General features: G+C 32.2%; 22 protein-coding genes. 11 read left to right on the forward strand and 11 right to left on the reverse strand.

Annotation, left to right across the window (positions count from 1 at the left end):
- Positions 1–54: 54 nt before the first annotated feature.
- Positions 55–1,290, reverse strand: coding sequence for an imidazolonepropionase (gene hutI / locus Q0828_RS09770; RefSeq protein WP_298420055.1), 1,236 nt, complete (start codon positions 1,288–1,290; stop codon positions 55–57).
- 74 nt (positions 1,291–1,364) lie between these two features.
- Here hutI and Q0828_RS09775 point away from each other — a divergent pair, with 74 nt between their 5' ends.
- Positions 1,365–2,054 carry an aspartate/glutamate racemase family protein gene (locus Q0828_RS09775; RefSeq protein ID WP_298420057.1) on the forward strand — a complete coding sequence of 230 codons (690 nt, stop codon included), beginning with the start codon at positions 1,365–1,367 and terminating at the stop codon, positions 2,052–2,054.
- A gap of 145 nt (positions 2,055–2,199) precedes the next feature.
- On the opposite strand, the gene Q0828_RS09780 is transcribed toward Q0828_RS09775, so the two are convergent.
- The 3 genes from Q0828_RS09780 to Q0828_RS09790 all read right to left on the reverse strand — a co-directional run bounded on the left by Q0828_RS09780 (position 2,200) and on the right by Q0828_RS09790 (position 6,500).
- Positions 2,200–3,312, reverse strand: a complete 1,113-nt coding sequence (locus Q0828_RS09780) for a T9SS type A sorting domain-containing protein (RefSeq protein WP_298420059.1) — start codon at positions 3,310–3,312, stop codon at positions 2,200–2,202.
- Positions 3,313–3,399: 87 nt separating this feature from the next.
- Positions 3,400–5,259 (reverse strand): endonuclease, encoded by a 1,860-nt coding sequence (locus Q0828_RS09785; protein WP_298420061.1) that lies wholly within the window; start codon positions 5,257–5,259, stop codon positions 3,400–3,402.
- A 35-nt stretch (positions 5,260–5,294) separates the two neighbouring features.
- Positions 5,295–6,500, reverse strand: a complete 1,206-nt coding sequence (locus Q0828_RS09790) for a methyltransferase domain-containing protein (RefSeq protein WP_298420062.1) — start codon at positions 6,498–6,500, stop codon at positions 5,295–5,297.
- A gap of 250 nt (positions 6,501–6,750) precedes the next feature.
- Between Q0828_RS09790 and Q0828_RS09795 the strand changes: the two genes are divergently transcribed.
- From Q0828_RS09795 to Q0828_RS09835, 9 genes are all read left to right on the forward strand, one after another.
- Positions 6,751–7,329, forward strand: coding sequence for an RNA polymerase sigma factor (locus tag Q0828_RS09795; protein ID WP_298420065.1), 579 nt, complete (start codon positions 6,751–6,753; stop codon positions 7,327–7,329).
- 128 nt (positions 7,330–7,457) lie between these two features.
- Positions 7,458–7,772, forward strand: coding sequence for a hypothetical protein (locus tag Q0828_RS09800; RefSeq protein ID WP_298420067.1), 315 nt, complete (start codon positions 7,458–7,460; stop codon positions 7,770–7,772).
- An 8-nt stretch (positions 7,773–7,780) separates the two neighbouring features.
- Entirely contained in the window at positions 7,781–8,224 is a 444-nt protein-coding gene (locus Q0828_RS09805; protein ID WP_298420069.1) for a Spy/CpxP family protein refolding chaperone, read from the forward strand.
- Between the two features lie 68 nt (positions 8,225–8,292).
- Complete coding sequence (locus Q0828_RS09810) at positions 8,293–9,462, forward strand: YHYH protein (RefSeq protein ID WP_298420071.1); 1,170 nt, start codon at positions 8,293–8,295, stop codon at positions 9,460–9,462.
- A gap of 160 nt (positions 9,463–9,622) precedes the next feature.
- Positions 9,623–10,426: a YHYH protein gene (locus Q0828_RS09815; RefSeq protein ID WP_298420073.1), complete on the forward strand. Its 804-nt coding sequence runs from the start codon at positions 9,623–9,625 to the stop codon at positions 10,424–10,426.
- A gap of 4 nt (positions 10,427–10,430) precedes the next feature.
- Positions 10,431–11,021, forward strand: a complete 591-nt coding sequence (locus Q0828_RS09820) for a toxin-antitoxin system YwqK family antitoxin (protein ID WP_298420075.1) — start codon at positions 10,431–10,433, stop codon at positions 11,019–11,021.
- The gene (locus Q0828_RS09825; RefSeq protein ID WP_298420077.1) at positions 10,987–11,673 is read left to right on the forward strand and encodes an SCO family protein; all 687 of its coding nucleotides are present in this window, start codon (positions 10,987–10,989) and stop codon (positions 11,671–11,673) included. Before Q0828_RS09820 ends, Q0828_RS09825 begins: the two co-directional genes overlap by 35 nt.
- A 129-nt stretch (positions 11,674–11,802) precedes the next feature.
- Positions 11,803–12,819, forward strand: a complete 1,017-nt coding sequence (locus Q0828_RS09830; protein ID WP_298420079.1) for a hypothetical protein — start codon at positions 11,803–11,805, stop codon at positions 12,817–12,819.
- A 5-nt stretch (positions 12,820–12,824) separates the two neighbouring features.
- A complete protein-coding gene (locus Q0828_RS09835) occupies positions 12,825–13,886 on the forward strand; it encodes an oxidoreductase (protein ID WP_298420081.1) in 1,062 nt (353 codons plus the stop codon).
- 3 nt (positions 13,887–13,889) lie between these two features.
- Here the strand turns inward: Q0828_RS09835 and Q0828_RS09840 are convergent, their stop codons facing one another.
- The 6 genes from Q0828_RS09840 to Q0828_RS09865 form a co-directional block, all read right to left on the reverse strand.
- Complete coding sequence (locus Q0828_RS09840) at positions 13,890–17,207, reverse strand: hypothetical protein (protein WP_298420083.1); 3,318 nt, start codon at positions 17,205–17,207, stop codon at positions 13,890–13,892.
- Between the two features lie 289 nt (positions 17,208–17,496).
- The gene (locus Q0828_RS09845; protein WP_298420085.1) at positions 17,497–17,952 is read right to left on the reverse strand and encodes a sensor of ECF-type sigma factor; all 456 of its coding nucleotides are present in this window, start codon (positions 17,950–17,952) and stop codon (positions 17,497–17,499) included.
- A gap of 4 nt (positions 17,953–17,956) precedes the next feature.
- On the reverse strand, positions 17,957–18,487 hold the full coding sequence (locus Q0828_RS09850) for a hypothetical protein (protein WP_298420087.1): 531 nt from the start codon (positions 18,485–18,487) through the stop codon (positions 17,957–17,959).
- A gap of 30 nt (positions 18,488–18,517) precedes the next feature.
- Entirely contained in the window at positions 18,518–19,066 is a 549-nt protein-coding gene (locus Q0828_RS09855; RefSeq protein WP_298420089.1) for a sigma-70 family RNA polymerase sigma factor, read from the reverse strand.
- Positions 19,067–19,227: 161 nt separating this feature from the next.
- Positions 19,228–21,048 (reverse strand): ABC transporter ATP-binding protein, encoded by a 1,821-nt coding sequence (locus Q0828_RS09860; protein WP_298420091.1) that lies wholly within the window; start codon positions 21,046–21,048, stop codon positions 19,228–19,230.
- On the reverse strand, positions 21,048–22,772 hold the full coding sequence (locus Q0828_RS09865; RefSeq protein ID WP_298420093.1) for a phospho-sugar mutase: 1,725 nt from the start codon (positions 22,770–22,772) through the stop codon (positions 21,048–21,050). The genes Q0828_RS09860 and Q0828_RS09865 overlap by 1 nt, the downstream gene beginning before the upstream one ends.
- 98 nt (positions 22,773–22,870) lie before the next feature.
- On the opposite strand from Q0828_RS09865, the gene Q0828_RS09870 reads away from it, so the two are divergent.
- Positions 22,871–25,519, forward strand: coding sequence for a T9SS type B sorting domain-containing protein (locus tag Q0828_RS09870; protein WP_298420095.1), 2,649 nt, complete (start codon positions 22,871–22,873; stop codon positions 25,517–25,519).
- Here the strand turns inward: Q0828_RS09870 and Q0828_RS09875 are convergent.
- A complete protein-coding gene (locus Q0828_RS09875) occupies positions 25,509–26,471 on the reverse strand; it encodes a glycosyltransferase family 2 protein (protein WP_298420097.1) in 963 nt (320 codons plus the stop codon). The genes Q0828_RS09870 and Q0828_RS09875 overlap by 11 nt on opposite strands.
- Between the last annotated feature and the right edge of the window lie 8 nt (positions 26,472–26,479).

The following is a 26,479-nucleotide window of genomic DNA, read 5'->3' on the forward strand; positions in this document are numbered from 1 at the left end:
TTTATTTCAATCGAAGAATCTAAAAGTATAGCGTGTCTAGAAATCTAAGAAATTCTAAATTACTTTTCCATTAATTAAAACCTGTTCAATATTGTTATCTCCAAACGCATATGGTAATACGTGATAGGAAGGAATTTCTTTGGTAATGATTAAGTTTGCAGCTTTTCCTTTGGTAATACTTCCATGTGTCTCCGAAAGTCCCATAGCATACGCACCATTTATAGTTGCTGCATTGATGGCTTCTTCGGGCGTCATTTTCATCTTTATACAAGCTGTACTTACCACAAAATTCATATTTCCAGATGGTGTTGAACCAGGATTGTAATCTGTAGCCAAAGCAACAGGCAAGCCAGCATCGATCAATCTTCTAGCGGGCGTATATGGAATGCTTAGAAAATAGGAGCATGAAGGCAATGCAACTGGCATTGTATTACTTCCTTGTAACGCTTCAATATCAGCATCATTCAATTCTTCCAAATGATCTACAGAAAGTGCATTGTATTTTACGCCCAAAGCTACACCTCCAAACGCATTGAATTGATTTACATGAATTTTTGGTGTTAAGTTGTATTGTTGAGCCGCTTTTAGTAAGCGTTCTGTATCTTCTAGGGTGAAATATCCTTTTTCACAAAATATATCAACATATTCGGCAAGTTTTTCTTCTGCAACTTTTGGCAACATTTCATCAATAACCAAATCCATATAACCATCTTGATTTCCTTTGTAATTTGCAGGAATAGCGTGTGCGCCTAAAAATGTTGTTTTAATAGGAAAGTTATACGTCTCTTTTAAACGTTTGGCAACACGCAACATTTTGAGTTCGGCTTCCGTTGTGAGTCCATAACCCGATTTTATTTCGATGCCGCCAGTTCCCATGTGCATTACTTCTTCTAATCGTTTGGAAGATTGTATAAATAAATCATCTTCGGAAATTTCTTGAAGTTTTTTAGCAGAATTTAAAATTCCACCTCCACGATTTGCAATTTCTTCATAACTTAATCCATTAATTCTGTCTACAAACTCTTGCGATCTGTTTCCTGCATATACCAAATGCGTATGACTGTCGCACCAAGTTGGCAATACTACTTTCCCAGTACAATCGATAATTGTATCTGCGGAAGCGATTTCTATAGTTGCCATTAAACCAACATCAGAAATCACATCATCTACAATATATACATAGGCGTTTTCTAAGATAGGAAGTTGTTTCATATCGTTTCCTGAAACTTTAGAAACGTTGGTTTCTCGAACTTGAAGTAATTCTTTAATGTTGATGAGTAAGGTTGTCATGTGCAAATATTATACATACAAATGTAGAAGCAAAGCGAATAAATCCCTAATTTTAACGGTATAAATTATCAATCATGAAAACTATTGGACTTATTGGTGGAATTACATGGCAATCTACCATTTTATATTATCAAGTGTTAAACACCTTAGCTGCAGAACGACTTGGTGGAAAACACACAGCAAAAAGTATTATTCATACTGTACAGTTTGAAGAAATACACAAACTGCAAACGGAAGGTCGTTGGGATTTGTTAGATGAACTGATGGCAAAAGCGGGAAAGAGTTTAGAAAATGCAGGCGCAGATTGTATTTTAATTTGTGCAAATACAATGCATTTGACAATTGAAGCTGTTCGAAAGAATGTTTCGATTCCTGTAATTCATATTGCAGAAGCTACTGCTGAAAAAATTATAGCAAAAGAGTTGAAAACGGTCGCTTTGTTAGGAACAAAATATACAATGGAAAAAGATTTTTATAAAGATATATTGACTTCTTTCGGAATAAAAACGTTAATTCCAAATGATGAAGATCGTGATGAAATTCATCGTGTTATTTATGATGAATTGTCTAAAGGAGAATTAAATTCAAGTTCAAAACAACATTATTTAGCGGTTATTGATCGTATGCAAAAAGCTGGAGCAGAAGGAATTATTTTGGGATGTACTGAAATTCCTTTATTAATAAAACAAGAAGATGTTGCTGTTCCTGTATTTGATACGACTACAATTCATGCAACAAAAGCCATGGATTTAGCTTTACGTTAGTTTCATAAACATTTGTTATATCATTTTTAGAAATAGAAAATAGTTTATACATTTATGAAGAATTACATTTTTACTGGCATAATTATGTAATATAAAAAAGCTCCGAACGTAGTGTCGGAGCTTTTCATTTATAGGTCTTTTTTATTTATTGACGAATCAATTTATGTGTGCTGATTTTATTTCCAGATTGAATCTTTACAAAATAGACACCTTGTTTAATGGTTTGTATATCTAATATGTTATTGATAAGGTTAGCTGTTTTTAACACATTTCGTCCATTGATATCTAAAATGGAAACCGAATCAATAGTTTGATTATTTTTTGTAGAAAATTGTAATGTATTTGCTATAGCAGGATTTGGGTAGATTTGAAAAGAATTTAACTCTTCATCTTCAACATCTAATAAAACTAAAAACGCATCTCCAAATAGTTGAGGACAGTTTCCGTTATTAGAATAAATATTCCAACCATTTAAATCAAAAGATGTGGAAGGAATAGGAGATGATAGACTTTCCCTTTTAATAAATTGATCTGTGTTTATGAGTGTTCCGTTATTGCCTAATTCGCCAACTACATCATATAAAACATCATATTTAAATAAGCCAATTACATCATTTCCATCAAAACTGGTAATTATATCGTTGTAGTCATTGACTTCATTTGTACAAATTGAAATATTAGTATGCGCAATTACAAAACTATCAAGGGACAAAATAGTTGTATTTGTTGGAAATGTATATATCGCATCCCATGTTCCACTACCATCATGACTTATTTTTAATGAATAATCTGATAAATCAATATCTTGATTCGCTTGATTTGATATTTCAATAGCTTTATCATCACCTGTATAATTTAAAAAACCAGATATATATGGTTTAGTAGGTCCGTTTTGATGAATGATGTTGACTGTTTTGCAAATTTGATTAGATAGTGGTGATGCATTTCCAGCTGCATCTCTGGCAAGAATAGTTAAACAATAAGTACCGTTATTATAATTTAAAAAAGGAGCATATTGGATAGTATTGGTGCCATTATAGGTTATTATTTCTTCTAAAGTACCATTTATATAAATCTCATAAGTAGCTACGCCAATATTATCTGTTGCATGCTCCCATTGAACAGAAATGTCATCTGGTTGTATTATAGGATTGTTTATAAATTGAAAATTTGGAGGAGTTGTTGGTGGTTCTGTATCATTTGCAAAACAGTAAATACTTACGAAAAGTAGTGCAAATAATAAGGTGACTTTTTTCATGGTTGGTTTTAATTTTTGTTTAAAAGTATAAAAAAAAGCGGTACTATTTATTAAAATAGTACCGCTTTTTATAAATTACGATTATAATTATTGCTTTATTAGTTTCTTTGTAACTAATTGATTTTTAATCTCTAATTGTAAAATATATAATCCTTTTTGTAATCCTTGAACGTTAATTACGTTATTTGGATTTACTTCTAGTAAAACTTGCTTTCCTGTAATATCATATAGACGAGCTTCAGAAATTTGAGCATTGTTTTTTGTATTGATATATACAATATCTCCATTTGTTGGATTTGGATATATAGAAAAAGTTTCAGTTTCAACAGTTGCAACACTTAATGTCTGTGAATGTGTTCCTAAATCTGTACATGTATTAGAAGCAAAAGTGTCCCATTCACTTTCAGTATATGTTGTATTTGGAGAATCTATACTTGCTTTTCTAACTAAAGTTGTATTACTAGCATAAGTAGTTCCATCACCAAGTGTTCCTAAAATATCGATTAAAACATCGTTTTTAAATAATCCGATAGCATCGTTTCCGTTAAAACCAGTAATTGTGTCGTTAGAATCATCTACAACTCCTGTACAAACAGCTAAACCAGTATTTCCAATTACATATACATTACCATCAGTAATCATTGCTCCTACGGGAAACGTATACGTTGAATTCCATGTAGCACTTCCGTTAGTGCTAATTTTTAATGTATATGTATTTGCAGGATCGTTAAGGTCAACAGTAGCACCTGTATAGTTTGCAATTTCTAATGCTTTATTGAAAGAACTTCCTTCCATATATTCAGAAAAGTATAAGTTGTCACCAGTTCCGCCACCACCACCAGCAAGTGTGGTTCCATCAACTGACATTGATTGTGCAGAGCTATTTCCTTGTGCGTCTTTTGCTAATACAGTAAATCCATATGTTGTCGAAGCTGATAAGCTATTTACGGTAGTAGAAGTTGTAGAAACAGTTTGATTTAACATTCCATCGACATATACATCATAAGCAGTAACTCCAATATTATCAGTAGAAGCTGTCCAAGAAACATCAATACTATTTCCTGTTTCGTTACTTACCATTACATTCATTGGCACAGTAGGATCTTCCGTATCTGTTCCAAAAATTCCCCAACGATCTTCTGCAGGAGTTCCTCCCCAAATTTGTGTTGCTAAACGTGGATTATCAATAAAAGGATTACGATTTCCTTGTGCAGTTGCATTAAAAATATCTTCATGATATGTATTACGTGCATCTTCATACGTAGAAACAGGATCTGCCGCATTCCATTCTAACAATAAATCTATCATATTTGAATCTACAGCATTTGTTGTTCCGTTTGCTACTAAATTTGGCGCACATTGATTCCCGTAACGAATGTACATATACATTACAATTCGAGCAACATCACCACGCCAATCAGTTCCTCCTAGAGTAGCATCACCAGGATACCAATATGAACCAACAGGTCCAGAGTTTCCGGAACCAGCAGAAAATAAACGACTTCCACGTTGCCCATTTCGTTGCACGTCAGATGAACGTAAGTTGTGAGCATCACTATATGGAGGACCATTTGTTGTATTATTATCTAAATCAGGAGAAGCTAACGAATTTGCAAATGTGTGCTCTCTGTTCCAATCACCAACATTTCCACCATTATCATTCTTACTTCTTGATAAATCATTAGTAACATCTCCATCACTTCCATTTTCCCATCCGTAAATTAGTAAAACATTATTTGAATTAGTAGGATCTAGATCAGTTACCATTGTCGCAGTCCAAATTTCAGAATACGATAATGAATTTGAGTGTGTATTAATTACTTTAGTTGCTAAGGCATCTCGTAGTTGTGTTCCCGTTAAGGTAAGATCTACATCATTATAATACGTTTGTTGCGCAACAGTTGTAAATGATATCAATCCGATTAAAAAAAGTAAAGTTTTCTTCATTGTAATAATATAATATATTGAAATAATTTAGGGTTCTATTTTCGTTCAAGTAATGCCATGTAGAATCCATCAAAGCCAGATTCTGAAGCTAAGATCTTTTTATCTTCAACAAATGTGAAATCTTCGTTGGAAGCTAAAAACTTCTCTACTTGTTCTTGATTTTCTGATGGTAAGATAGAACAAGTCGCGTAGACTAATTTTCCTCCTGATTTTACCATACGAGAATAGCGTTGTAAAATATCTTGTTGTGTATTTTTGACTTTCTCTAAAAAATCAGGTTGAATTTTCCACTTTGCATCAGGATTTCTTCGTAAAACGCCTAATCCAGAACATGGTGCATCAATCAATACACGATCTGCTTTATCATATAATTTTTTAATCACTTTCGAAGAAGTAATCACACGTGTCTCAATATTGTGAGCTCCATTACGACGTGCTCTACGTTTGAGTTCACGTAGTTTTCCTTCGTAAATATCTAAAGAAATTAAGTTTCCTTTGTTTTCCATTAATGCAGCTAAGTGCAATGATTTTCCGCCAGCACCTGCACAAGTATCTACAACTTTCATTCCAGGTTTTACGTCTAAAAACTCAGAAACTAATTGTGAATTAGCATCTTGCACTTCGAATAATCCGTTTTTGAAGGCTTCATTTCTGAAAACATTAGCACGTTCTTTCAAACGTAATGCTACAGGATGTCCTTTTATCTCTTCCGTTTCATTACCAAAAGTAGCCAACAGCTCTTTTAGTTTAGCTTTGGTAGTTCGTAAGGTATTTGTTCGAAGAATTACATCTGCTTGCTTGTTTAAAGCATTAATTTCTTTTGTCCAAACAGCTTCACCTAATTCAGAAACACCTAATTCATCCAACCAATCAGGGATAGATTCTTTTATTTTTCTGATTTTAGATACTTCGTCAAAACGTCCTTTTATTCTTCGTGTTGGCGTTCCTTCAAGCTGATTCCAGTCAGGTAACTCAATACCGCGTAGTGTTGCCCAAACAGCAAATATGCGCCATAAATTTTCACGAGAATAATTTTCTTTAATATCTGCTATTTCAGCATATAAACGCTTCCAGCGTACTATTTCATAGGTAGTTTCAGCAACAAACTTACGATCACGACTTCCCCAGCGGGCGTCTCGTTTTAGTAATTTTTCAACTACTTTGTCTGCATATGCTCCTTCATTAAATATTAAGTTAAGACCGTCAATAACGGAAAAAACTAAATTTCTGTGTAATCGCATGTGATTTCAAAATTAAACCGCAAAGGTATTGTTTTATGTTTAGATTTTTTAGTTAATTTAACCCGAATTCTATGTTAGAACTTCATGATGAAGATTTGAATGACAATATGATACAAGTATTTTCTTAATTTCAACATCAACTGAAGATGATTAAGCTAAAAAATGAAACGTATTTGTTTGTATTTGAAGACATTCAAAGTTATACTAGTCTTTCTAATATGTAATTCATATATCCAATTAAGTAAAACCATTGAGCGAAACTACTTTTATAGCAGATTTACAAGCAGGAAAACGTGAAGCATTTAGTCGTTTGTTAGACGAATATGAGCAACGAGTTTTTCATACATGTTTGTCTTTTGTGCCCAATAAAGAAGATGCTGAAGACATTGCGCAAGAAGTTTTTGTAGAAGTTTTTAAATCGATTCATAATTTTAAAGGAAATGCAAAACTTTCTACATGGATGTATCGAATTGCAACGAATAAATCCTTAGAATTTATCCGAAAGAAAAACACCAAAAAACGATTTGCATTTATGCAATCAATCTTTGGAAATGAAATTCCACTTGATAAAACGGTCTATTTTACAGAAATGAACCACCCTGGGGTTTTATTAGAAAATAAAGAAAAAAGCGAAACCATTTTTAAAGCCATTCATCAATTGCCTGAAGCGCAGAAAGTAGTTTTTACATTGAATAAAGTAGAAGGTTTGCCTTATAAAGAAGTTGCCGAAATAACAGAGAAAAGTATCTCATCAGTTGAATCGTTATTATTTCGAGCAAAGAAAAATTTACAGAAAATATTAGATGATTTTTATAAAAATGAAATGTAACGCAAGTTTTTAAAAAATATTGCATCTAATTAATAGTTATAAAATGCGCAATGACAATTTTTTACATTTACTAAAATGTTGAATAGCGAATTGTAGCTGACCAACATAGAAAAATGAAACATGAACAGATGAAAACATCAAAAGACATAACAAAACAAGTAGAATCCACATTTGATAGTTTGGAAAATATCAAAGAAGTGAATGTTTCTCCATTTTTTAAAGATAAAACCATGCAACGTTTGTTTGCTGAAAAGGAAGAACCAATTGCAACTGGTTTTGGATGGTTTACACCAAGACTACAATTAGCAACACTAATTTGCGTTTTAATCATGAATGTTATCGGATTTTTACAATTGAACAAATCAGAATATAGTACAGATGTTTCTGAATTTGCAACTATTTATGGATTGTCACAAGACGGACAGCAATCATTATTTAATTAAAAAAGCGTATGAAAAAAAATACTCTCTTATATATATTAGTAGCTTTTCTCGTTGTAATGAATGGCTTCTTTATGTTTCGAATTTTTGGAGACAAACCTCCCAAAGGTCCAAATCCAGGTAATTTTATTGTAAAAGAATTACATTTTGACGAAGCACAACTAAAGGATTTCAGAAAGATAAACGATGCGCATCATGAAGAAATGCGTAAAATTTCTCGTGAAGTAAAAGAATTAAAAGATCAGTTATTTGCTCAAATTTCAGAAGCTTCAGTTAATGAAGCTAAGGTAAATGATCTGGCAAGGCGAATTGGTGAAAAAGAACGCCAAAAAGATTTAAAACTTTTCTACCATTTTAAAGAAGTACAAAAAATATGTACGGACGAGCAACGTGAACGTTTAAGCACAATTTTAAGAGATGCATTACACAAACACGGAAGAAGAAAACCAAGATAATCAAAAGTAAACACAAGTTTTTCAGAAAGATTGCATCTAACAACAAAACACGATGAAACTCTTTCAATATGAAAAACATACTTATCTCTTCACTTTTGTTAGTTGCGCATATATCTTTTGCGCAAGAAAAAGCAACTGTAAATACATTTTCAGTAACTAACGGAAACGAATGTACTGAAATGGTCACCTACGAAAGTATTGTAACTACTACTGAGAAAGGAAAGTACAGAATCCTCAAGTCGAATGCAATTCCAGCACATTTAACAGGGAAATTTCCAAATTCAGGAAACCCAAATACCATTTCTCCTCAAAACAAAACGTATAAAATAACCTTAAAACCTAAAAAGAATAAGAAGCTAACTTCTGTATATAGTGACGGCATGTTAGGGCAAGGTAGACCTGAATATATTTTTGGTGTCGCAATTAATGGTGTAAAAATGGAACCAACGGCAATGGAATTTTTCGTAAACCCAAATACACGCGAAATAAACATGGCTTGGTCAAAAGAAGCATTGAGCACAAATGTAAACTTAGGCGACGATTGCAATAATGCACATGTACAACCAACGGGCGAGTATCATTATCATGGAACACCTTGGGGGATTGTAAAGCAAGCCAAAGAAAATAGTATGTTTCTACTCGGTTGGGCAGCGGATGGTTTTCCTATTTATTATAAATATGGCTACGCTTCCGCAGAAAGTACGCAGTTGGTAGAAATGACTTCTAGTTACAAACTAAAAACTGGAAATCGCCCTGGAGATGGCATCACAGCTCCAAATGGACAATACGACGGAACCTACGCACGCGATTTTGAATACATAGAAGGTCACGGAGATTTAGACGAAGCAAATGGGCGTTTTGGAAAAACACCTGAATTTCCTAACGGAACTTATTACTATATAATTACGGATAGTTTTCCTTCGTTACCACGATTTTTTGTAGGAACACCTCATAAAAGTTTCAAAGTTGGAGGTGGTATGCGTGGCGGAAATCGAGAAGATTTTCCTAGAAGAAACAATCGAAGCAACAATAAAGAACGTCAAAGTGTAGATCAGCTTTTTCAACAAATGGATACAAATGAAGATGGAAAACTAAGCAAAGAAGAAGTAAAAGGACCTTTGCAACGCAATTTTTCAAGAGTTGATGCAAATGATGACGGATTTATTACACGAAAAGAACTAGAAAATGCTCCAAAACCACAAGGAAGACAGCGTGGACAAAGAGGAAGAAGGCAGTAGTTTATACGATTGATAACTTACTATTCATCTAAATATTAAAAGTGAAGCGCGTTCAAAAACGATAACGATACGAAAAATTTAATAATCTAAAAGGACACCGCAAGTTTTTTAAAAGAAACACATCTAAATAAAATATACACCTAATTAAAACGTACATAACATGAACAGAAAATCATTTACCATACTACTTTTAGTTGCAGTTACGGTAACATTTATAGCCGCTTGCGGAAGTGATGACAATGCGACAACAACTACAACAGGCGAAGACGATACTGCAACATTGCATGCCGCTTTTAATGAATTTGATACGGACAATGTAACAGTTATGCTAAATGGGTCTAATGTAGAAATAGAAACCAATGGTAGACCCAATCATACATCACCCTATTGGTCAAGTACAACAGCTAGAATAGGAACGCCAGCTGTATCAACAGATCATCCTTTATTTGTAGCGCCAACTGTTACTTCATTTGATGACATGGCGCCAGGGAATATTGATGATTTTAACGGATCTTATTCGTTAACAGTTTCAGCAAATCCAACATTGGCTGCAAGCTCTAGCGCAACAGGTTTAGGTGCTATTGGAATTGCAGTTTCAGGAGCTGTTATTTATAATGACCAAGAAGGTCCAAATGTTCCTATTGATAATGCGCTTCCTTCATTAGATTACACAGCAGCGCATACAGGACCGCAAAGTTATCATTACCATTTAGAGCCAAAAGCTTGGTCTGATGATGATGAAAAATTGATTGGAATTATTGCAGATGGTTTTTTTCTTTATGGACGTAAAGATTATGATGAAACTTATCCAACGGATTTAGATGCTTCAGGTGGACATTTTGGTCCAACTCCTCACAATCCAGATGGAGAATATCATTACCACATACAAAACGAACTTTATTTGAATGCTTATTATATCTTATTTCCAGGAAATTATCAAGGAACTGCGAGTAACATACAATAGTTTTATGATGGTTCTTATCATGATGTCTCTATTGGTTTCATGTAAAGAAGTTACTCAGCAGCAGGAAGCAACTACCGAAGTTATATCCCCAAAAACTTTGGTAGTAGTTTCTAAAGAAGCACTTATATTAAAACCAAATGAAGGATTGGTATATTTTCAAAATAAACCATTCTCTGGAATTTCTGAAGCTAAATATGCTAACGGAGTCATTTCTGAAACCATTACATATGTTGCAGGAAAGAAAAATGGTGAACGAAAAAAGTGGTTTCAAAATGGTTTGCTAAGTTTTAAAGCAAATTATGTTAATAGAAAACTACATGGAACTTCTAAAACTTGGTGGAACAATGGAAATCTTCGTTCTATTACAAATCATACACACGGAATTGTAAACGGAATTCAAGAGAAATGGTATAAAACTGGAGAGAAATTTAAAAAGCTGATAATTGTGAACGGAAAAGAAGAAGGTTTGCAAAAAGCATGGCGAAAAAATGGAAAATTATTTAATAATTATGAAGCAAAAAATGGACGAATTTTTGGCTTAAAACGATCAGGGTTGTGTTATGAATTACAAAATGAAATCGTACAGACAAATTAAATTAATTGCAATTACAGTTTGTAGTTTGTTATTGTTGAATTGTGAAAATAAAGTAAAGAACAAACTTGACAGTCGTGTAGCAAGTTTGCCATACTATAATGAAGCATCTTTTACACCATATTGGTTAGAAAGTGGGAGTGAAGTACAACAAACATTTCATCAAATTCCTGCATTTACGCTAACGAATCAAGAAGGAGAAACCATTACAGAAGCTACATTTCAAGATAAAATTTACATTACAGATTTCTTTTTTACGACTTGCCCAGGGATTTGTCCAAAAATGACAGCTAACATGGATATTTTACAGCAAGAATTCAAAAAAAATGATGAAATCCTACTCTTATCGCATTCGGTTACACCAGAAATTGATTCGGTTTCTGTATTAAAAGAATATGCTACAACTAAAGGAATCAATAGTGAAAAATGGCACTTAGTTACAGGGAAACGTTCTGATATTTACGACTTGGGTCGAAATCACTATTTCGTAGAAGAAGACTTAGGAGAAAACAAAACCGATGCTGATTTTTTACACACGGAAAATTTTGTATTGATTGATAAAAATAGACAAATTAGAGGAATATATAATGGCTTGAATAAGACAGCAGTGCAGCAATTAATTGCAGATGTGAAGACATTACAGTTAGAAAAATAAGATTAGTTTATTACGAAAGAAAAGGCTTCACAGATATTTATGTGAGGCTTTTTTATTTCGATAATACTCTATTTGACATAATTCTAATTCAAAAAAACTTCGTAGTTTACAGCATCTTTTTTAAATATCATGAAAACCTATAATGTAGACCTTTTAAATACTGGATTAATAATAATCTCACTCATATTTGCCTATTGGTTACCATTTGAGCTTTTTATTTTTGTCTATGCGGTATTAGGTCCATTACACTATTTTACTGAAATCAACTGGATTCGTGATAAAGAATATTTTGTTGAAAATAATAAAATTTGGATTTCTCTCACTATTATTTTTTGCGTACTTCTATCAATTCCGCTACTACTTCGGTTGCCTGTTTTTGAAGCATTTAAAGATGCAACAATAACAAAGCAAATTGCATATTACGTACCAAAATACTTAAATTCCTGTTCTTTTTTGATTATAGCTTTTGCTATAGCTTTTGTAGGGTTTAAAAAGAAAATACATCAATATATAGTGATCATATTAGGAGTCATTTTGGCAGTATTATTACACTTTTATGAACTATACCAAGTCATTTTTGGAATATTAGTGCCAACGGTAATTCACGTGTATCTATTTACACTATTATTTATGTGGTATGGAAACTTAAAATCAAAATCTAGAATAGGCTACTTTAACGTACTCTTACTATTTGCAGTTCCTTTCATTATTGCGTTTGTCGATTTTTCATTGTATAATTTTTCAATAGGAGAAACAACCGTTGGTATATACAATCAAAATAAATTTCATATGTTGAATATGACGATTTCTAAATTTTTTGGCTTTTCCAATGGAACTACTTTTTCATTAACAAATTTGATAGACGTGAAAATTCAAATATTTATAGCATTCGCATATACCTATCATTACTTAAATTGGTTTTCAAAAACAACTGTTATTGGTTGGCATAAAAAATTAACGCAAAAACGATCGCTACTAATTTTAACATTATGGATTGTTTCTGTAGGTTTATATTTTTACGATTATAAAATTGGGTTAACCTTACTTTTCTTCTTAAGTTTATTACATGTGTTCATGGAATTTCCATTGAATGTAATTTCAATAAAATCAATTGGAGCGTCTATATTTAATCCCAAAAAAACATAACAAACATGCGTTATACTACTTTACTATTCTTATCAATTCTTTGTTTTTCTTGTGGAAAGAAACAATCGGAAGAAATTAAAACACCAAGAAAGACAATCAGCTCAGTTACTATTGATCCTATTTTTGACGATTCTATTAGTATCAGAGCCATAGTTGTTACACCTAAAAATGATTTGATCTATGGTGGAAATAAAACAACAATAAATCATTATGATGCAGCAAATAATACACATATATCTTTATTAAAAGGAAAAGTTCCAGATTCTTTAAATGTGAGTTTTAGAGCAACGGCGTATGTAAATGGTAATACTTTTGGAATTTCGATAGTTAATCCTGCTTTATTGTATAAAATATCTAAAAATGGAGACGTATCGTTGGTATATAAAGAAGAACACGAAAAAGTATTTTATGATGCAATGACGTTTTGGAATGATACAGAAGGAATTGCCATTGGTGATCCAACCGGTGATTGCATGAGTATAATTGTAACTCGCGATGGAGGAAATACGTGGCAAAAAATTGCTTGTGAAAATTTACCAAAAGCGAAAGAAGGAGAAGCTGCGTTTGCCGCAAGTAATACGAATATTGTAACCAAAGGAGATGAAACTTGGGTAGCTACAGGAGGAAAAACGAGTAGAATATTATATTCAGCAGACAAAGGAAATACTTGGACATCGTATATGACTCCAATTATTCAAGGATTAGGAACTACAGGAATCTATTCTTTAGATTTTTATGATGCTAAAAATGGTTTTGCCATTGGTGGCGATTATACACAAGCTGATGTAAATGATATTAACAAAATAAGAACAGCTGATGGAGGAAAAACTTGGGAAGTTGTATCCAAAAGTAGCGGCCCGGGATACAGAAGCTGTGTGCAATATGTCCCTAATAGTAACGCCAAAGAGTTGATTGCTATAGGTTTTAAAGGAATTGATTATTCTAAAGATGCAGGAAACACTTGGACACATTTATCTGACGAAGGATTTTACACAATTCGTTTTGTAAATGATTCTATTGCGTATGCTGCAGGAAAAAATAAAATTGCACGTCTAACGTTTAAGTAAAATTTATTGTAACTCTTGTATCGTTTTTTCAATACTACTATGTTTTAGCATTGATTGCATAAATTCAAAAGCAGGAATTGCCATTACACGACTCATTTCGGGTTCTATAATGGCATTGGTGATACTTTTTTGTTCTTTAACAAGGTTTCGGATTTCGTCATTATTTGCTTTAATAATTGCATAGATGTTATCAACGCAATCAAGCGTTTTTATTTCATCTCCATAAATAGCCTTTACATCCTCAAAATCAAAACGGTGTGGTAAGTAAATACTTTTAAAACTAACATGTTCTTTTTCCAAAGTATCTAACAGTGTTAGTTTATCTTTTATATAATTTGGAAACATTTCGGTCGCCGCAACAGAGTTGAAAATAGCAGAAACTTCATTAGAAATATTAATCTTTGTTCCTTTACAATCAATCATAATTGTATTTATTTGCGACTTTATATATGCAGATTTATCATTGACAATATTAATAAAAACTGAAGTTTTCTCTTTTGCAGTCGAATCAACTTTATCGATAGCTTCATATAACTTGTACGCAGATAATAAACCTGAATTCTCATAAATTCCACCGTCATTGTATTGTCCTTTTCCTTTAATAGTTGCTGCCGGACTTATTAATGGAAATCTGTTGGTTGTAGAAGCTGCGTTGTAAAAACTTAAGGTAGTTGTGTCGCTTAGCTTTAAAATATCACTTGCTCCTGCATACAGAATATCACTAACGGTATCGTTTTTTGTTTTAATAGAAACTGCCATTCCTTGGCGACCTTTAATGTCAGTTGTATTACTAATGAGGATTGGAAAACGTTTTCCTCTTTTCATGTACATATCAAACCAATATTGTCGGTATGAAGCGGAATTGAATTTTTCTTTTGTAAAGTTTGGATTTGCATAATTTGCATAGATGCGCATTGCGCCTGTAGAACGATCTTTTCCTTTCAAATCTTTAAAAGGAATCAAAATATGATTTAACCAATCTCTTCCAAATACATGGGTTAAATCCATGGACAAAATGTTCTCTGTTCCAATCTTTTGAATCGCTTCTTTTTGTCTTTCTTTAGAAGCTATTTCATGTTTAATTACAGAGTAGTTTATCAATCCAATAGTTCCACCAGATGCACCCGATAAACAAGCTGTTTTATCGTATAAAGTATTGTTTGAATCCAAAGCATTCAATACAGTCATTGTCCAAGCATTTGCTTTCATTCCGCCGCCATAACAACCAATATAATAACGAGTTTTAGGCAGTTTTGAAGCGTATTTTTTTAAATCAATTGCAGTGTCAGGTACAGTTTCTATGATTTGAGCTAACTCAAATAAATTACTACGACTCTCTTCATTAAATCGAGCTAAAAAGTTTAAAATCACTAAGGATAAAGCACTGACATATAGTGTGAATAAGAAGTTACGTTGTTGGGAAATTGGCTTCTCTTTTGATGTATTAATAGTTGCTAATTCTGCTTGTATTTCTTTTAATTTTTCTGTGAGTATTTGTAAGCGTAACGTTTTTTCAGCTTCATTTTCTATGTTCGGAATTTCGGTTACTTTCTTTAGTGTTAGCTTTTTAATTTTTCGCGTTAGCTTTTCTTCTTTGTCTTTTACAGCATCAACTTTTGATTTATAGTAAATAAAGTGTTTTAAGATAATGACAATTATTCCATAAAAAAGAAAGAAATACGAAAGTAAAATTAAAATTGTATTAATTTTTAAAGCAATTGTTGGCCAAATATTAATAACAACTAAAAAAGCAGCATTGAAGAAACCGAAATACGCAATCGTTTGTAGAAATATGATGTTATTACTCAACGAACCAAAACTCAAACTTCCAATTCTAAGCTTGGCAATTCGTTGAAACATAGAATTTTGATTTTGCAGTTCATTTTTTTCAAACTTATCCAGAATTTTTTGTTTTTTCTCTGTGTCCGTTCCGTCGTAACTTTTATCACGCATAATGATAAAACTATCAATAATTGCAGGTATATTTTTATTGAAAAAAGCATATTTAAATACAGAACGAAACGTTCTATAATACATATAGGTAATCGTTTGAAGAATAATACAAATCAAACTAAATACTACGGTTACATAAGTATATGGACATTGCTCTTGACAGGAAAAAATAAATAATAAAATGAACAATACTAAATGTACTACTATCGTAATCACTAAGAAATAGATATATGTTCTAATTTCTTTATGTAAACTTGGTTTTTTAGATTTTACATAGTATGCATTTGGATTGTCAAAATCGATGGCTTGTATCTCCGCTTTATTATATGCGTACCAAGCATCTTTTTTCTTTTTCAACTCATACAGCCACCAAAGTGCAGCGATCAATAAAAATAGAGAAGAACTACTAATACTAATTGGCATATCAAAATTTGTATCCGTAGTATATGCTATCATATAAAATAGTGCTATGTAAAAGAAGACACCTAAGGTTCTTCTCAAAAAACCAAGTGAACTTTCATGAATGAAGTTTTTCGATTTATCAATTTTTTCACGTTTACTATCGCTACTGTACCAAATGATTCCAAAAAAGCCCAATGATTTTGTCATGCGCCAATTTTTTTTTCCAATTCTGTTATTGGAAGAAGAGAATAAAAAATAAGCAGGATAATGTGATAGCGTAATACAGTAAATAGGTGCATACACACCTAAAAGTATGATAACGAACCAAAAAGGATGATAATATAAGTCTACGATGATAGAGTTTACTTGTGGCGCTTTTGGTAAAGTAAGTCCAATAATAACAAGGAATAGTAGACTAATCCAAGCAGAAGAAATAAAATCTCTCAAGACTGCAAGTCTATCTTTTAGCGAAAAATACATAATCACAACAATAACATATACAATAGTTATAGCGTAGGTAATTATTTTATAGAAAGCAATATTTTCAGGATATGTATACGAAATTAAATAGCTTGTGTTTTCAATACAATCTAGTATATAAGCTATACTACTAATGATGAGAAATCCCCAATAGAACCATTGTGGTTTTTCATTTTTTAGTGTTGCTTTTTTATAGACATAAAATCCTAATAAGAATACTAATAAAAATGCCCAAATATAATCAAGTATAAAAAATGCCCAGAAATAGGAGAGTTGCCCAAATGATTCATTTGCAGTTATGGTAAACCATGTAGTTGTAACGATTTCTTCATCAAATTGCGGAACGTTAATCCAACCTTTTAAGCTGAATAATCTTGTTGCAATTTTCATCAATACAGATAAAATTACAAAAATAATGATGATACTTTTTGTATATCCTTTTTGGTTTATATATGTATATGGATTGAAATTTTTGAGTTGCGGCATACTACTGAATTAGTTCAGAAAAGTACGATTATTCTCCAATAATAAAAATACTTATATGTAAGTATTGAACAAAAAAAAGAAGCGTTTTATAGAACGCTTCTTTTACCAATCACCAAAAATTATAATTAAATGAATAACTATTACTAGTTGTTACATTATGTCTTTTAGACTATTTTGATTCTCAAAGGTTTAAAAACAAAAAGAGCATTTTTATATAAAAATGCTCTTTTCTTCATCAATGCATGAGAATAGAATTCTACTCGAGGCTTTTTAGGGCATTGATTATTTTTTATTCACGACGTTTTTTTCGAAACTCTTTCATCAATTTTCGATTAAAATCGCGTTCTGCTTTTTTGAGTTGTATTATTTTTTTTGCAGGAAGTATTTTTTTAAGCTTTCGCATTAAATCCTGATTATTTTCATACACTTGTGTTTCTAAGGCTTCCAAGCGTGCTAAGACTTCTTGTGCTTCTGTTTCAGACATTTGCTCTATGTCTTTCACTTCTTTTTTAATTTTATAAAATCCTTTTACACGCAAATCATGATTCTTATCATCATACGCATTGTAAATTGGCCAAAATTGTTGCGCTTCTTCTGCTGTAAGGTTTAAGTTTTCTGTGAAGTAAGCAATCTTTAATTTCTTAATTTTTTCTTGATGTTTCTGACCGCGTTCATGTTTTTGGGCAAACCCGAAAGAGAGTCCAAGGAACAAAAGTAGTAGTGTTGTATATAATTTTTTACTCATAATATTATTCAATTAATAAATCATACGGATCAGCAGTGTTTTCCAAATAATCTATTGTTTCTGTTTCGTTTAAACTTACTTCAAAAATAGAAGAAGTATCTATGTTTTCTTCTTCAAAAGCAGCGATCAATTCATAATTGTTCAGTGCAATTAAATCATTTTCTATAAAAGTATTAATGTCACTATCTGCAATATCTTCCATACTAATTCCACTAGTTTCAGGATTGATCAAAGTTGAAATTCCAAATAGTAACAGACAGGCTGCGGCTGCATATCCAACATATTTTAAATATGTTTTTCTATTGGATAATGGAATTACTTTGGTTTCTTCTTTAGAAGGAGCAAATAACTTGTCAGCCAAACAGTCTTCCAAACCATCAAAATAAGCGTCAGGAACTTTGAAACCTTTTTCTTTAGGAATCGCAGTTTCTGCTTCTAACTTCCCAAAAAGACGATCTTCAAATGTATTGAAGTAATTTTTTGGAGTAGAAAACCCTTCGGTTATTTTTTTGTTATGTAATTCGTTCTTTTTCACAATAGTATGACTCTAGTTTTTGTAAAAGGTTTAATGCTCTGTCGTTAAAAATTGTTCTATCTTTTTTACTGCATGATGATACGAAGCTTTCAATGCGCCAACCGAAGTATCCAACACTTCACTCATATCATTATATGTAATATCTTCAAAATACTTCATGTTGAATACTATTTGTTGCTTTTGTGGCAATGTGGCAATCGCTTTTTGTAGTTTCAACTGAATTTCTTCACCTTCAAAATAGACATCAGCTTGTAAATTATTGACTAAATGATTTTGTATTTCTTCTGAAGAAATCCCAGCTTTTTTAGCACGTTGATTGATAAATGTAATTGCTTCATTGGTAGCAATTCTGTACATCCATGAATATAATTTACTATCACCTTTAAATTTATCAATACTTCTGAATACTTTAATAAATGTGTTTTGTAGCACATCATCAGCATCTTCATGATTGGTCACCATTCTACGGATGTGCCAATACAAACGTTCTTTGTATGTAGATACAAGCTCGCGAAACGCTTTTTGTTGCGTTTTCGGGTTTTTTAAATCATCTATTAGCGTTGTTTCTACGACGTTCAATGTGTTTGTATTTTATTCTTTGACTTTTTAAAGAATAAAAGGTTTAATCTAAAGATAAAAAAAATGTCATTACCATGAAGATATAAATCCATTGGTAATTAAAACAATGGATTTTTGTCTACACAGAAATGACAATTATAAGTGTGTGTTTGTGTTTTATTTTAAATTGTCTGCATTTGTACCAATTTAGAGTACATACTATTATTACTAATGAGTTCTTCGTGCGTTCCTTGTTCTACAATTTCTCCTTTTTGCATCACTACAATCACATCTGCATTTTGAATGGTAGATAATCTGTGTGCAATCACAATAGAGGTTCTATTTTTCATCATGTTTTCCAACGCAACTTGTACCAAACGTTCACTTTCGGTATCTAGGGCAGAAGTAGCTTCGTCCAAAATCATAATTGGCGGATTCTTCAAAACAGCTCTAGCAATGCTTAAACGTTGTTTTTGTCCACCAGATAATTTTCCACCAGAATCTCCAACATTATGATCGAGAACTTCGGGTAAATCTTTTACAAATTCCCAAGCATTGGCAATTTTTAAGGCTTCAATTACTTCTTCGTCAGTAGCATCTTGTTTTCCAAGTTTTACATTATTTCGAATACTTTCATTGAAGAGAATAGAATCTTGTGTTACGAGTCCCATTAGATCACGTAAAGAAGCTTTAGTAAGCGATTTGATATTTTCTCCATCAATTTCAATACTTCCTTCATTTACATCATAAAAACGTGTGACAAGGTTTGCAATGGTACTTTTTCCACTTCCAGATTGACCAACTAAGGCAACTGTTTTTCCTTTCGGTACTTTGAGTGAGAAGTTTTTAAGGACATAAGTGTCATCGTATTTAAAGGAAATATCTTTTAATACTATCTCAGAAGAGAAATTTTCTTTTGTTTTCGCATCTAGCGCATCTGCAATTGGACTTTCTGTTTCTAGTATTTCTAACACGCGATCTGCGGCAGCATTCCCTCTTTTAACACTATAAGAAGCTTTAGAAATTGCTTTTGCAGGCGTTAAAATTTGCCATGATAAACCTATGTAAGCAATAAATGCGCTTGCTTTTAATGTTTTCTCAGTCAATACCATGTTTCCTCCATACCAAAGCAATACAGCAATAATTACAATTCCTAAAAATTCACTTGTAGGCGAAGCTAAATTTTGGCGATTTAATAATTTATTAGAAAAATTAAAAAAGCGATTAGTAGACTCTTTAAAACGATTGCCAAAATAGGATTCTCCATTAAACCCTTTAATTACACGTAACCCTCCTAATGTTTCTTCTAAATGTGATAAAAATATTCCTTGTTCTTTTTGCGTATTTTCAGAGTGTTTTTTTAATTTTTTTCCAACTGCTGAAATTATAAACCCTGAAATTGGGATAAAGATAAATACAAAAAGTGTCAATTTTGCACTGATAAAAAACATGGCTCCAATTGTAAATAAAATAGTCAAAGGTTCTTTTACGATTAATTCCAAAACGGATAAAAAAGAATTCTGAATTTCTCCTACATCTGCTGAAGTTCTAGCGATAACATCACCTTTACGTTTTTCTGAATAAAAGGAAATAGGCAATGCCATAATTTTATCATACAATTCATTTCGAACATCTTTCAAAATTCCATTCCGTAAAAATGTAATGAAATACATAGCCATATATGAAAAAATATTCCTTAAAAAGAACAAAACAATAATCAAAATAATCATATACATTAATGTATTGATTTGCCCTTCGTTTTCAGATGTAGTTGTAATGAAGTAATTTAAGTAGTTTTCTAAATATTCTTTGATATTACTAGCATCAAATACAGGTTTTTCATTTAGTTGTTCTCCTTCTTGAAAAAGTACTGTAAGCATTGGAATTAAAGCAACCATTCCTAGTGTGCTAAATAATGCATACAATACATTAAAAAAGATATTTAAGTATGCGTATTTTTTATAAGGTATTGCAAAACGCAATATTTTTTTAATATAATTCATTAGTTGAGTTTCATTTCTTGAACGATGCGTTCTATTTTTGCATCGAGTTGTTTTTCTACGTTTGCAAAGTCTGCTTTGTTTGCTAATGGCAGATTTACGCTAAAGTAGAATTTTATTTTCGGTTCCGTACCGCTAGGACGTGCTGCAATTTTAGTACCATCTTCTGTGTAATAGATTAATACGTTCGATTTTGGCACTAAAATAGGCGTTGTGTCAGTAGTTGTCATGTCAATTGCTACAGAAGTTTGATAATCTTCAATGCGAATTACTTGTGAACCATCAAGACTTGTTAAAGGGTTTTGACGTAAATCGATCATCATTTGCTTAATTTCTGCTGCGCCATCCATTCCTTTTTTAACCATAGAAATTAATTTCTCTTTGTAAAAACCATGCGAAACGTACATATTAATCAAAGTTTCATAGAAAGAATTTCCATTTGCTTTTGCTTGTGTTGCAATTTCACATGCTAATAAAGCTGCTGTAACGGCATCTTTATCACGTACAAAATCACCCGTCATGAAACCAAAACTTTCTTCTCCACCACCAATGAATTCCAATTCGGGGAAATCTTTGATCATTTTGGCAATCCATTTAAAACCTGTTAAGCCAATTTTACATTCAACATCATATGCTTTTGCCAAATCAACCATCATTGGTGTAGAAACAATTGTAGAACCAATAAACTGTTTCCCATTGATTTTATTATTGTTTTTCCATTGTTGTAATAAGAAGTCTGTCATAACTACCATGGTTTGATTTCCGTTTAGTAAAATCATGTTTCCATCCAAATCGCGCACGGCAATTCCTAAACGATCACTATCAGGATCAGTTCCAATAACGATATCAGCGTTTGTAGTATCTGCTAATTTTAATGCCATTGCTAAAGCTTCTGGTTCTTCAGGGTTTGGTGACTTTACAGTAGGAAAATCACCATCTGGCTTCGCTTGTTCTTCAACAATGTGAATATTAGTATATCCTGCTTCGCGCAATACAGCCGGAATCATTGTGATAGAAGTTCCATGTAACGATGTAAAAACAATTTGTAAATCATCTTTTTTAGGCGCTTTGAAATCTGCATTGGCAACACTTGCTTGTATAAATGCTTCATCAATTTCAATATCTACTAATTTGATTAATTCATTTTTGGCATCAAACTTAATTTGAGAAAAATCTAATGCATTAATTTCATGAATAATTTCTTCATCTTGTGGTGGTACAATTTGTCCTCCGTCAGTCCAATATACTTTGTAACCGTTGTATTCTGGCGGATTATGCGACGCTGTTAAAACAATTCCACAATGACAATCTAAATATTTTACTGCGAATGATAATTCTGGAGTCGGACGTAAATCTGAAAATAAAAAGACTTCAATGTTATTTGCAGAAAATACATTGGCACAAATGGTTGCTAATGATTTACTATTGTGTCTACAATCGTATGCAATTGCAACTTTTAGAGGTTCGTTTGGATACACTTTTTTAAGGTAATTACTCAATCCTTGCGTGTTTTTTCCAAGCGTATATTTATTAATTCGATTTGTTCCAGGTCCCATTACACCACGCATTCCACCTGTTCCGAAAGCTAAATCTTTATAAAAACTTTCAGTAAGCTCTTCTGGGTTTGTATCTATAAGTTGTTGCACTTTCGCAGTTGTATCTGAATCAAAATTTGGAGTTAACCAAGCCGTTGCTTTTTCCAAAATTTTAGCGTCAATCTTTGTCATTAAATGGTGTTTTAAAAAGCAAAAATAATGAATTCATTTGGTTTCTATTTTGCTAGGAAAGATATTTTGGATAACTTTATTGAATTGCTATGAATTATATGAAAGAAAATACTCTAAAACTCTTTTGCGTATTATTCTTTTTCTGTACTACAATCAATGCGCAACGAGAAACCGCTAACTGGTTTTTTGGTGTAAATGCTGGATTAGATTTTAACACTGGAACCCCGTCTTTGTTAGGAAATAGTCAAGTGAATACATTAGAAGGTTGCTCTACGATTTCAGATGAAGATGGTTATTTGTTATTTTACACAGATGGAATAACTGTATGGAATCGTATGCAGGGAATTATGCCCAACGGAACTGGTTTGATAGGAAGCTTTTCCAGTACGCAATCATCTATCATTGTACCAAATCCTGACAATCCTGACATTTATTATATTTTTACAGCAGACGTTGTAGATGCATACGATCCAGATACAAATGAAAGTAATGGATTTAATTATTCTATTGTAGATATGACGCTCAATAATGGATTGGGAGATGTTACAGATAAAAACGTCAATTTAATGCCTAATACTTCTGAAAAAGTAAGCTCAGTGTTAAGTTCTGATGGAAATTTTTGGGTAGTTACGCATTATGAAGATTCATTTTATGCATTTAAAGTAACTGGTACTGGTGTAAATACTGTTCCTGTTATTTCATCGACTTCTTTTTCTGTTTCAGATCATAGAAATACTAGAGGAAATATGAAAATATCTCCTAATGGTGAGAAAATTGCAATTGCGCACACGTTCTTTTTCCCTGAACAGACAGGATATTTGTATTTGTACGATTTTGATAGTGAAAATGGTACAGTGAGTAATTCAAATTTTCTGGGAGGAAACATTTCATATTATGGTGTTGAATTTTCATCAAATTCTTCAAAATTATATTCTACAGGAAAAATATATACAGCAGATAATACACTTTCATACATACAATTACAACAGTATGATATTGATGCAGCTAATGTTAGTAGTACAAGATATATTTTATATAGTTATGAGCAAAGTCAAGTTGCGCCATCTTTAGGTGGGAGTTTGCAAATTGCTTTTGATAGGAAGATTTATCATTCATTACCAGGTGCAAGATTGTCAACAATAAATTCGCCCAATTTAGCAGGACAAGCATGCAATTTTCAAATTGAGAATATAGATTTAGGAACTGATTTTGCACGTTTTGGATTGCCAGCTTTTGCGCAATCATATTTTGAAAGTATTGCCCTTATCCAAAATCAGTGCTTAGGAGAAGAAACAACGTTTACAGTAGAAGATACTACTAATATTGTTTCTATAAATTGGAATTTTGGGGATGCAGCTTCTGGAGTAAATAATACTTCTACACAAATATCACCTTCTCATGTTTTTACAAGTACAGGTCAGTATATTGTTACGGCAGATGTTACATATGTGAATTTACCAAGTAGAACTTTTAATGAAGTAATTGTTATTAGTGAAGCGCCTGATGTTGTAGATATGCCATATTCGATAGAGCAATGTGATATTGATAGTGATCCGAATGATGGTATTACAATATTCGACTTGCAAGTTGCAGAAGATCTTATTCTTGCGAATACAACAACGAATAATGTACAAGTATCATTTTTTGAAGCGTTAACTGATGCAGAATTAAATGAGAATGCAATTAATACTACTAATTATATAAATACGGTTAATGATCAAATCATTTATGCGAAGGTTTTTGAGACTCCAGAGTGTTTTACTATTAGAACAGTGCAATTAATGGTTAGTGTCGGAGGATATCTTGATCAATATACTAATATTGATATTTGTGAATTAGATACCAATGAAATTGCAATTTCTCAAATAATAACAGAGCTTTCTCAGGATTTTCCTGGAGCTACTATAAGTGTATACTTATCCAATAATGATGCAGTATTAGATGAAAATCAATTATCTGATTCAGATCAAATAGATTCATCAGTAAGTGCACTTTTCTTTAGAGTTGCTTACGGAACGGAAACTTGTTTTGCCATAGGAAACTTAACAATAAATGTAATAGCACAACCGCAAGCAGAAGATCAATTAGTATTTTTATGTGGAGCAGGAGTTGAATCTGTTACATTAGCATTAGAAGGTAACTTTGCAAGTTATACGTGGTCTACCAATGATACTACGCCAACAATTACTGTAACAGAAACAGGAATTTATACTGTAGTAATTACCAATGGAGCAGGTTGTGAAAAAGAAGTCACTTTTGAAGTTGTAGAAGTACCACCAATAGAAGTTACTAGTGTAGAAGTTTCGGATTTTCAGGATAGAAATTCTATGAAAATCATTCTTGGAAATACAAATACGGATGCTATTTTATATTCTATAAATGGAGGAACAACTTTTTTTGAATCTAATGAATTTACGAATCTGGCTCCTGGAGTATATACTATTGTTGTAAAACGAGAAAGCTGCGATGTAACTTCTGAAGTAGTTTTAATTGGAGGATTTCCAAAATTCTTTACACCAAATGGAGATAATGTAAACGATACTTGGTCTTTGGTTGCTAAAGAATTTTACCCTAATGCAATCATTCAATTATATGATAGATATGGTAAAAACCTAGATTATATCAAAGCAGATAGAGAGTGGGATGGAACTTATAGAGGAAGCCCATTACCTGCAGGTGATTATTGGTATAAGCTTACACTAGAAGATGGAAGAACTATTAAGGGAAATGTAACTCTTAAGCGTTAGTATTAGTTGTTTCACTGATTTTATAGTGATCTTTATCGCGTCTGCTACGTAAAATAATTTCACCTAGAAATCCAGCTAAAAATAATTGCGTTCCTATCATCATGGTTGTTAATGAAATATAGAACCAAGGATTGTCGGTTACTAAAATTGTAGGCATATCATAAGCAAGTTTATACAACTTCATGCCTCCAATATAAGCTGCTGCTGCAAAACCAATCATAAACATCAATACACCAAGTGCGCCAAATAAATGCATTGGACGTTTGCCAAACTTAGATAAAAACCAAATAGTTATCAAATCTAGAAAACCATTAATAAAACGATCATATCCAAATTTCGTTTTTCCATACTTACGTGCTTGATGTTGCACAACTTTTTCACCAATATTAGAAAAACCAGCATTTTTAGCCAGTACAGGAATGTATCTGTGCATTTCTCCATATACATCAACATTCTTAATCACAACATTCTTATATGCCTTTAAACCACAATTAAAATCGTTTAATTTTAATCCTGAAGTTTTTCTTGCTGCCCAGTTGAATAACTTAGAAGGAATATTTTTAGAAATGACAGAATCATAACGTTTCTTTTTCCAACCAGAAACCAAGTCAAACCCTTTCTCTGTAATTAAACTAAATAATTCAGGAATTTCATCAGGACTGTCTTGTAAATCTGCGTCCATTGTAATGACAACATCTCCATTGGCAATATCAAAACCAGCATGTAACGCTTGTGATTTACCGTAATTTTGTAAAAAACGAATTCCTTTTACTTGTGTGTGTTGTGTAGATAATTTATCAATAATTTCCCAAGAACGATCTGTACTTCCATCATCAATAAAAAGGACTTCATATGTATATTGGTTGGCTTCCATTACACGTGCAATCCATGCATAAAGTTCTTGTAAAGATTCTTCTTCGTTAAGTAGTGGTATAACTACAGATATATTCATACAGTATA

Source organism: uncultured Kordia sp. (assembly GCF_947496985.1).
In the GTDB taxonomy this organism is placed as follows: Bacteria; Bacteroidota; Bacteroidia; order Flavobacteriales; family Flavobacteriaceae; genus Kordia.

Excerpts from the sequence above, each read along its gene's own strand:
- hutI (WP_298420055.1), bottom strand. The coding sequence starts at position 1,290 with ATGACAACCTTACTCATCAACATTAAAGAATTACTTCAAGTTCGAGAA.
- Q0828_RS09775 (WP_298420057.1), top strand. The coding sequence starts at position 1,365 with ATGAAAACTATTGGACTTATTGGTGGAATTACATGGCAATCTACCATT.
- Q0828_RS09780 (WP_298420059.1), bottom strand. The coding sequence starts at position 3,312 with ATGAAAAAAGTCACCTTATTATTTGCACTACTTTTCGTAAGTATTTAC.
- Q0828_RS09785 (WP_298420061.1), bottom strand. The coding sequence starts at position 5,259 with ATGAAGAAAACTTTACTTTTTTTAATCGGATTGATATCATTTACAACT.
- Q0828_RS09790 (WP_298420062.1), bottom strand. The coding sequence starts at position 6,500 with ATGCGATTACACAGAAATTTAGTTTTTTCCGTTATTGACGGTCTTAAC.
- Q0828_RS09800 (WP_298420067.1), top strand. The coding sequence starts at position 7,458 with ATGAAAACATCAAAAGACATAACAAAACAAGTAGAATCCACATTTGAT.
- Q0828_RS09805 (WP_298420069.1), top strand. The coding sequence starts at position 7,781 with ATGAAAAAAAATACTCTCTTATATATATTAGTAGCTTTTCTCGTTGTA.
- Q0828_RS09810 (WP_298420071.1), top strand. The coding sequence starts at position 8,293 with ATGAAAAACATACTTATCTCTTCACTTTTGTTAGTTGCGCATATATCT.
- Q0828_RS09815 (WP_298420073.1), top strand. The coding sequence starts at position 9,623 with ATGAACAGAAAATCATTTACCATACTACTTTTAGTTGCAGTTACGGTA.
- Q0828_RS09820 (WP_298420075.1), top strand. The coding sequence starts at position 10,431 with ATGATGGTTCTTATCATGATGTCTCTATTGGTTTCATGTAAAGAAGTT.
- Q0828_RS09825 (WP_298420077.1), top strand. The coding sequence starts at position 10,987 with ATGAATTACAAAATGAAATCGTACAGACAAATTAAATTAATTGCAATT.
- Q0828_RS09830 (WP_298420079.1), top strand. The coding sequence starts at position 11,803 with ATGAAAACCTATAATGTAGACCTTTTAAATACTGGATTAATAATAATC.
- Q0828_RS09835 (WP_298420081.1), top strand. The coding sequence starts at position 12,825 with ATGCGTTATACTACTTTACTATTCTTATCAATTCTTTGTTTTTCTTGT.
- Q0828_RS09840 (WP_298420083.1), bottom strand. The coding sequence starts at position 17,207 with ATGCCGCAACTCAAAAATTTCAATCCATATACATATATAAACCAAAAA.
- Q0828_RS09845 (WP_298420085.1), bottom strand. The coding sequence starts at position 17,952 with ATGAGTAAAAAATTATATACAACACTACTACTTTTGTTCCTTGGACTC.
- Q0828_RS09860 (WP_298420091.1), bottom strand. The coding sequence starts at position 21,048 with ATGAATTATATTAAAAAAATATTGCGTTTTGCAATACCTTATAAAAAA.
- Q0828_RS09865 (WP_298420093.1), bottom strand. The coding sequence starts at position 22,772 with ATGACAAAGATTGACGCTAAAATTTTGGAAAAAGCAACGGCTTGGTTA.
- Q0828_RS09870 (WP_298420095.1), top strand. The coding sequence starts at position 22,871 with ATGAAAGAAAATACTCTAAAACTCTTTTGCGTATTATTCTTTTTCTGT.
- Q0828_RS09875 (WP_298420097.1), bottom strand. The coding sequence starts at position 26,471 with ATGAATATATCTGTAGTTATACCACTACTTAACGAAGAAGAATCTTTA.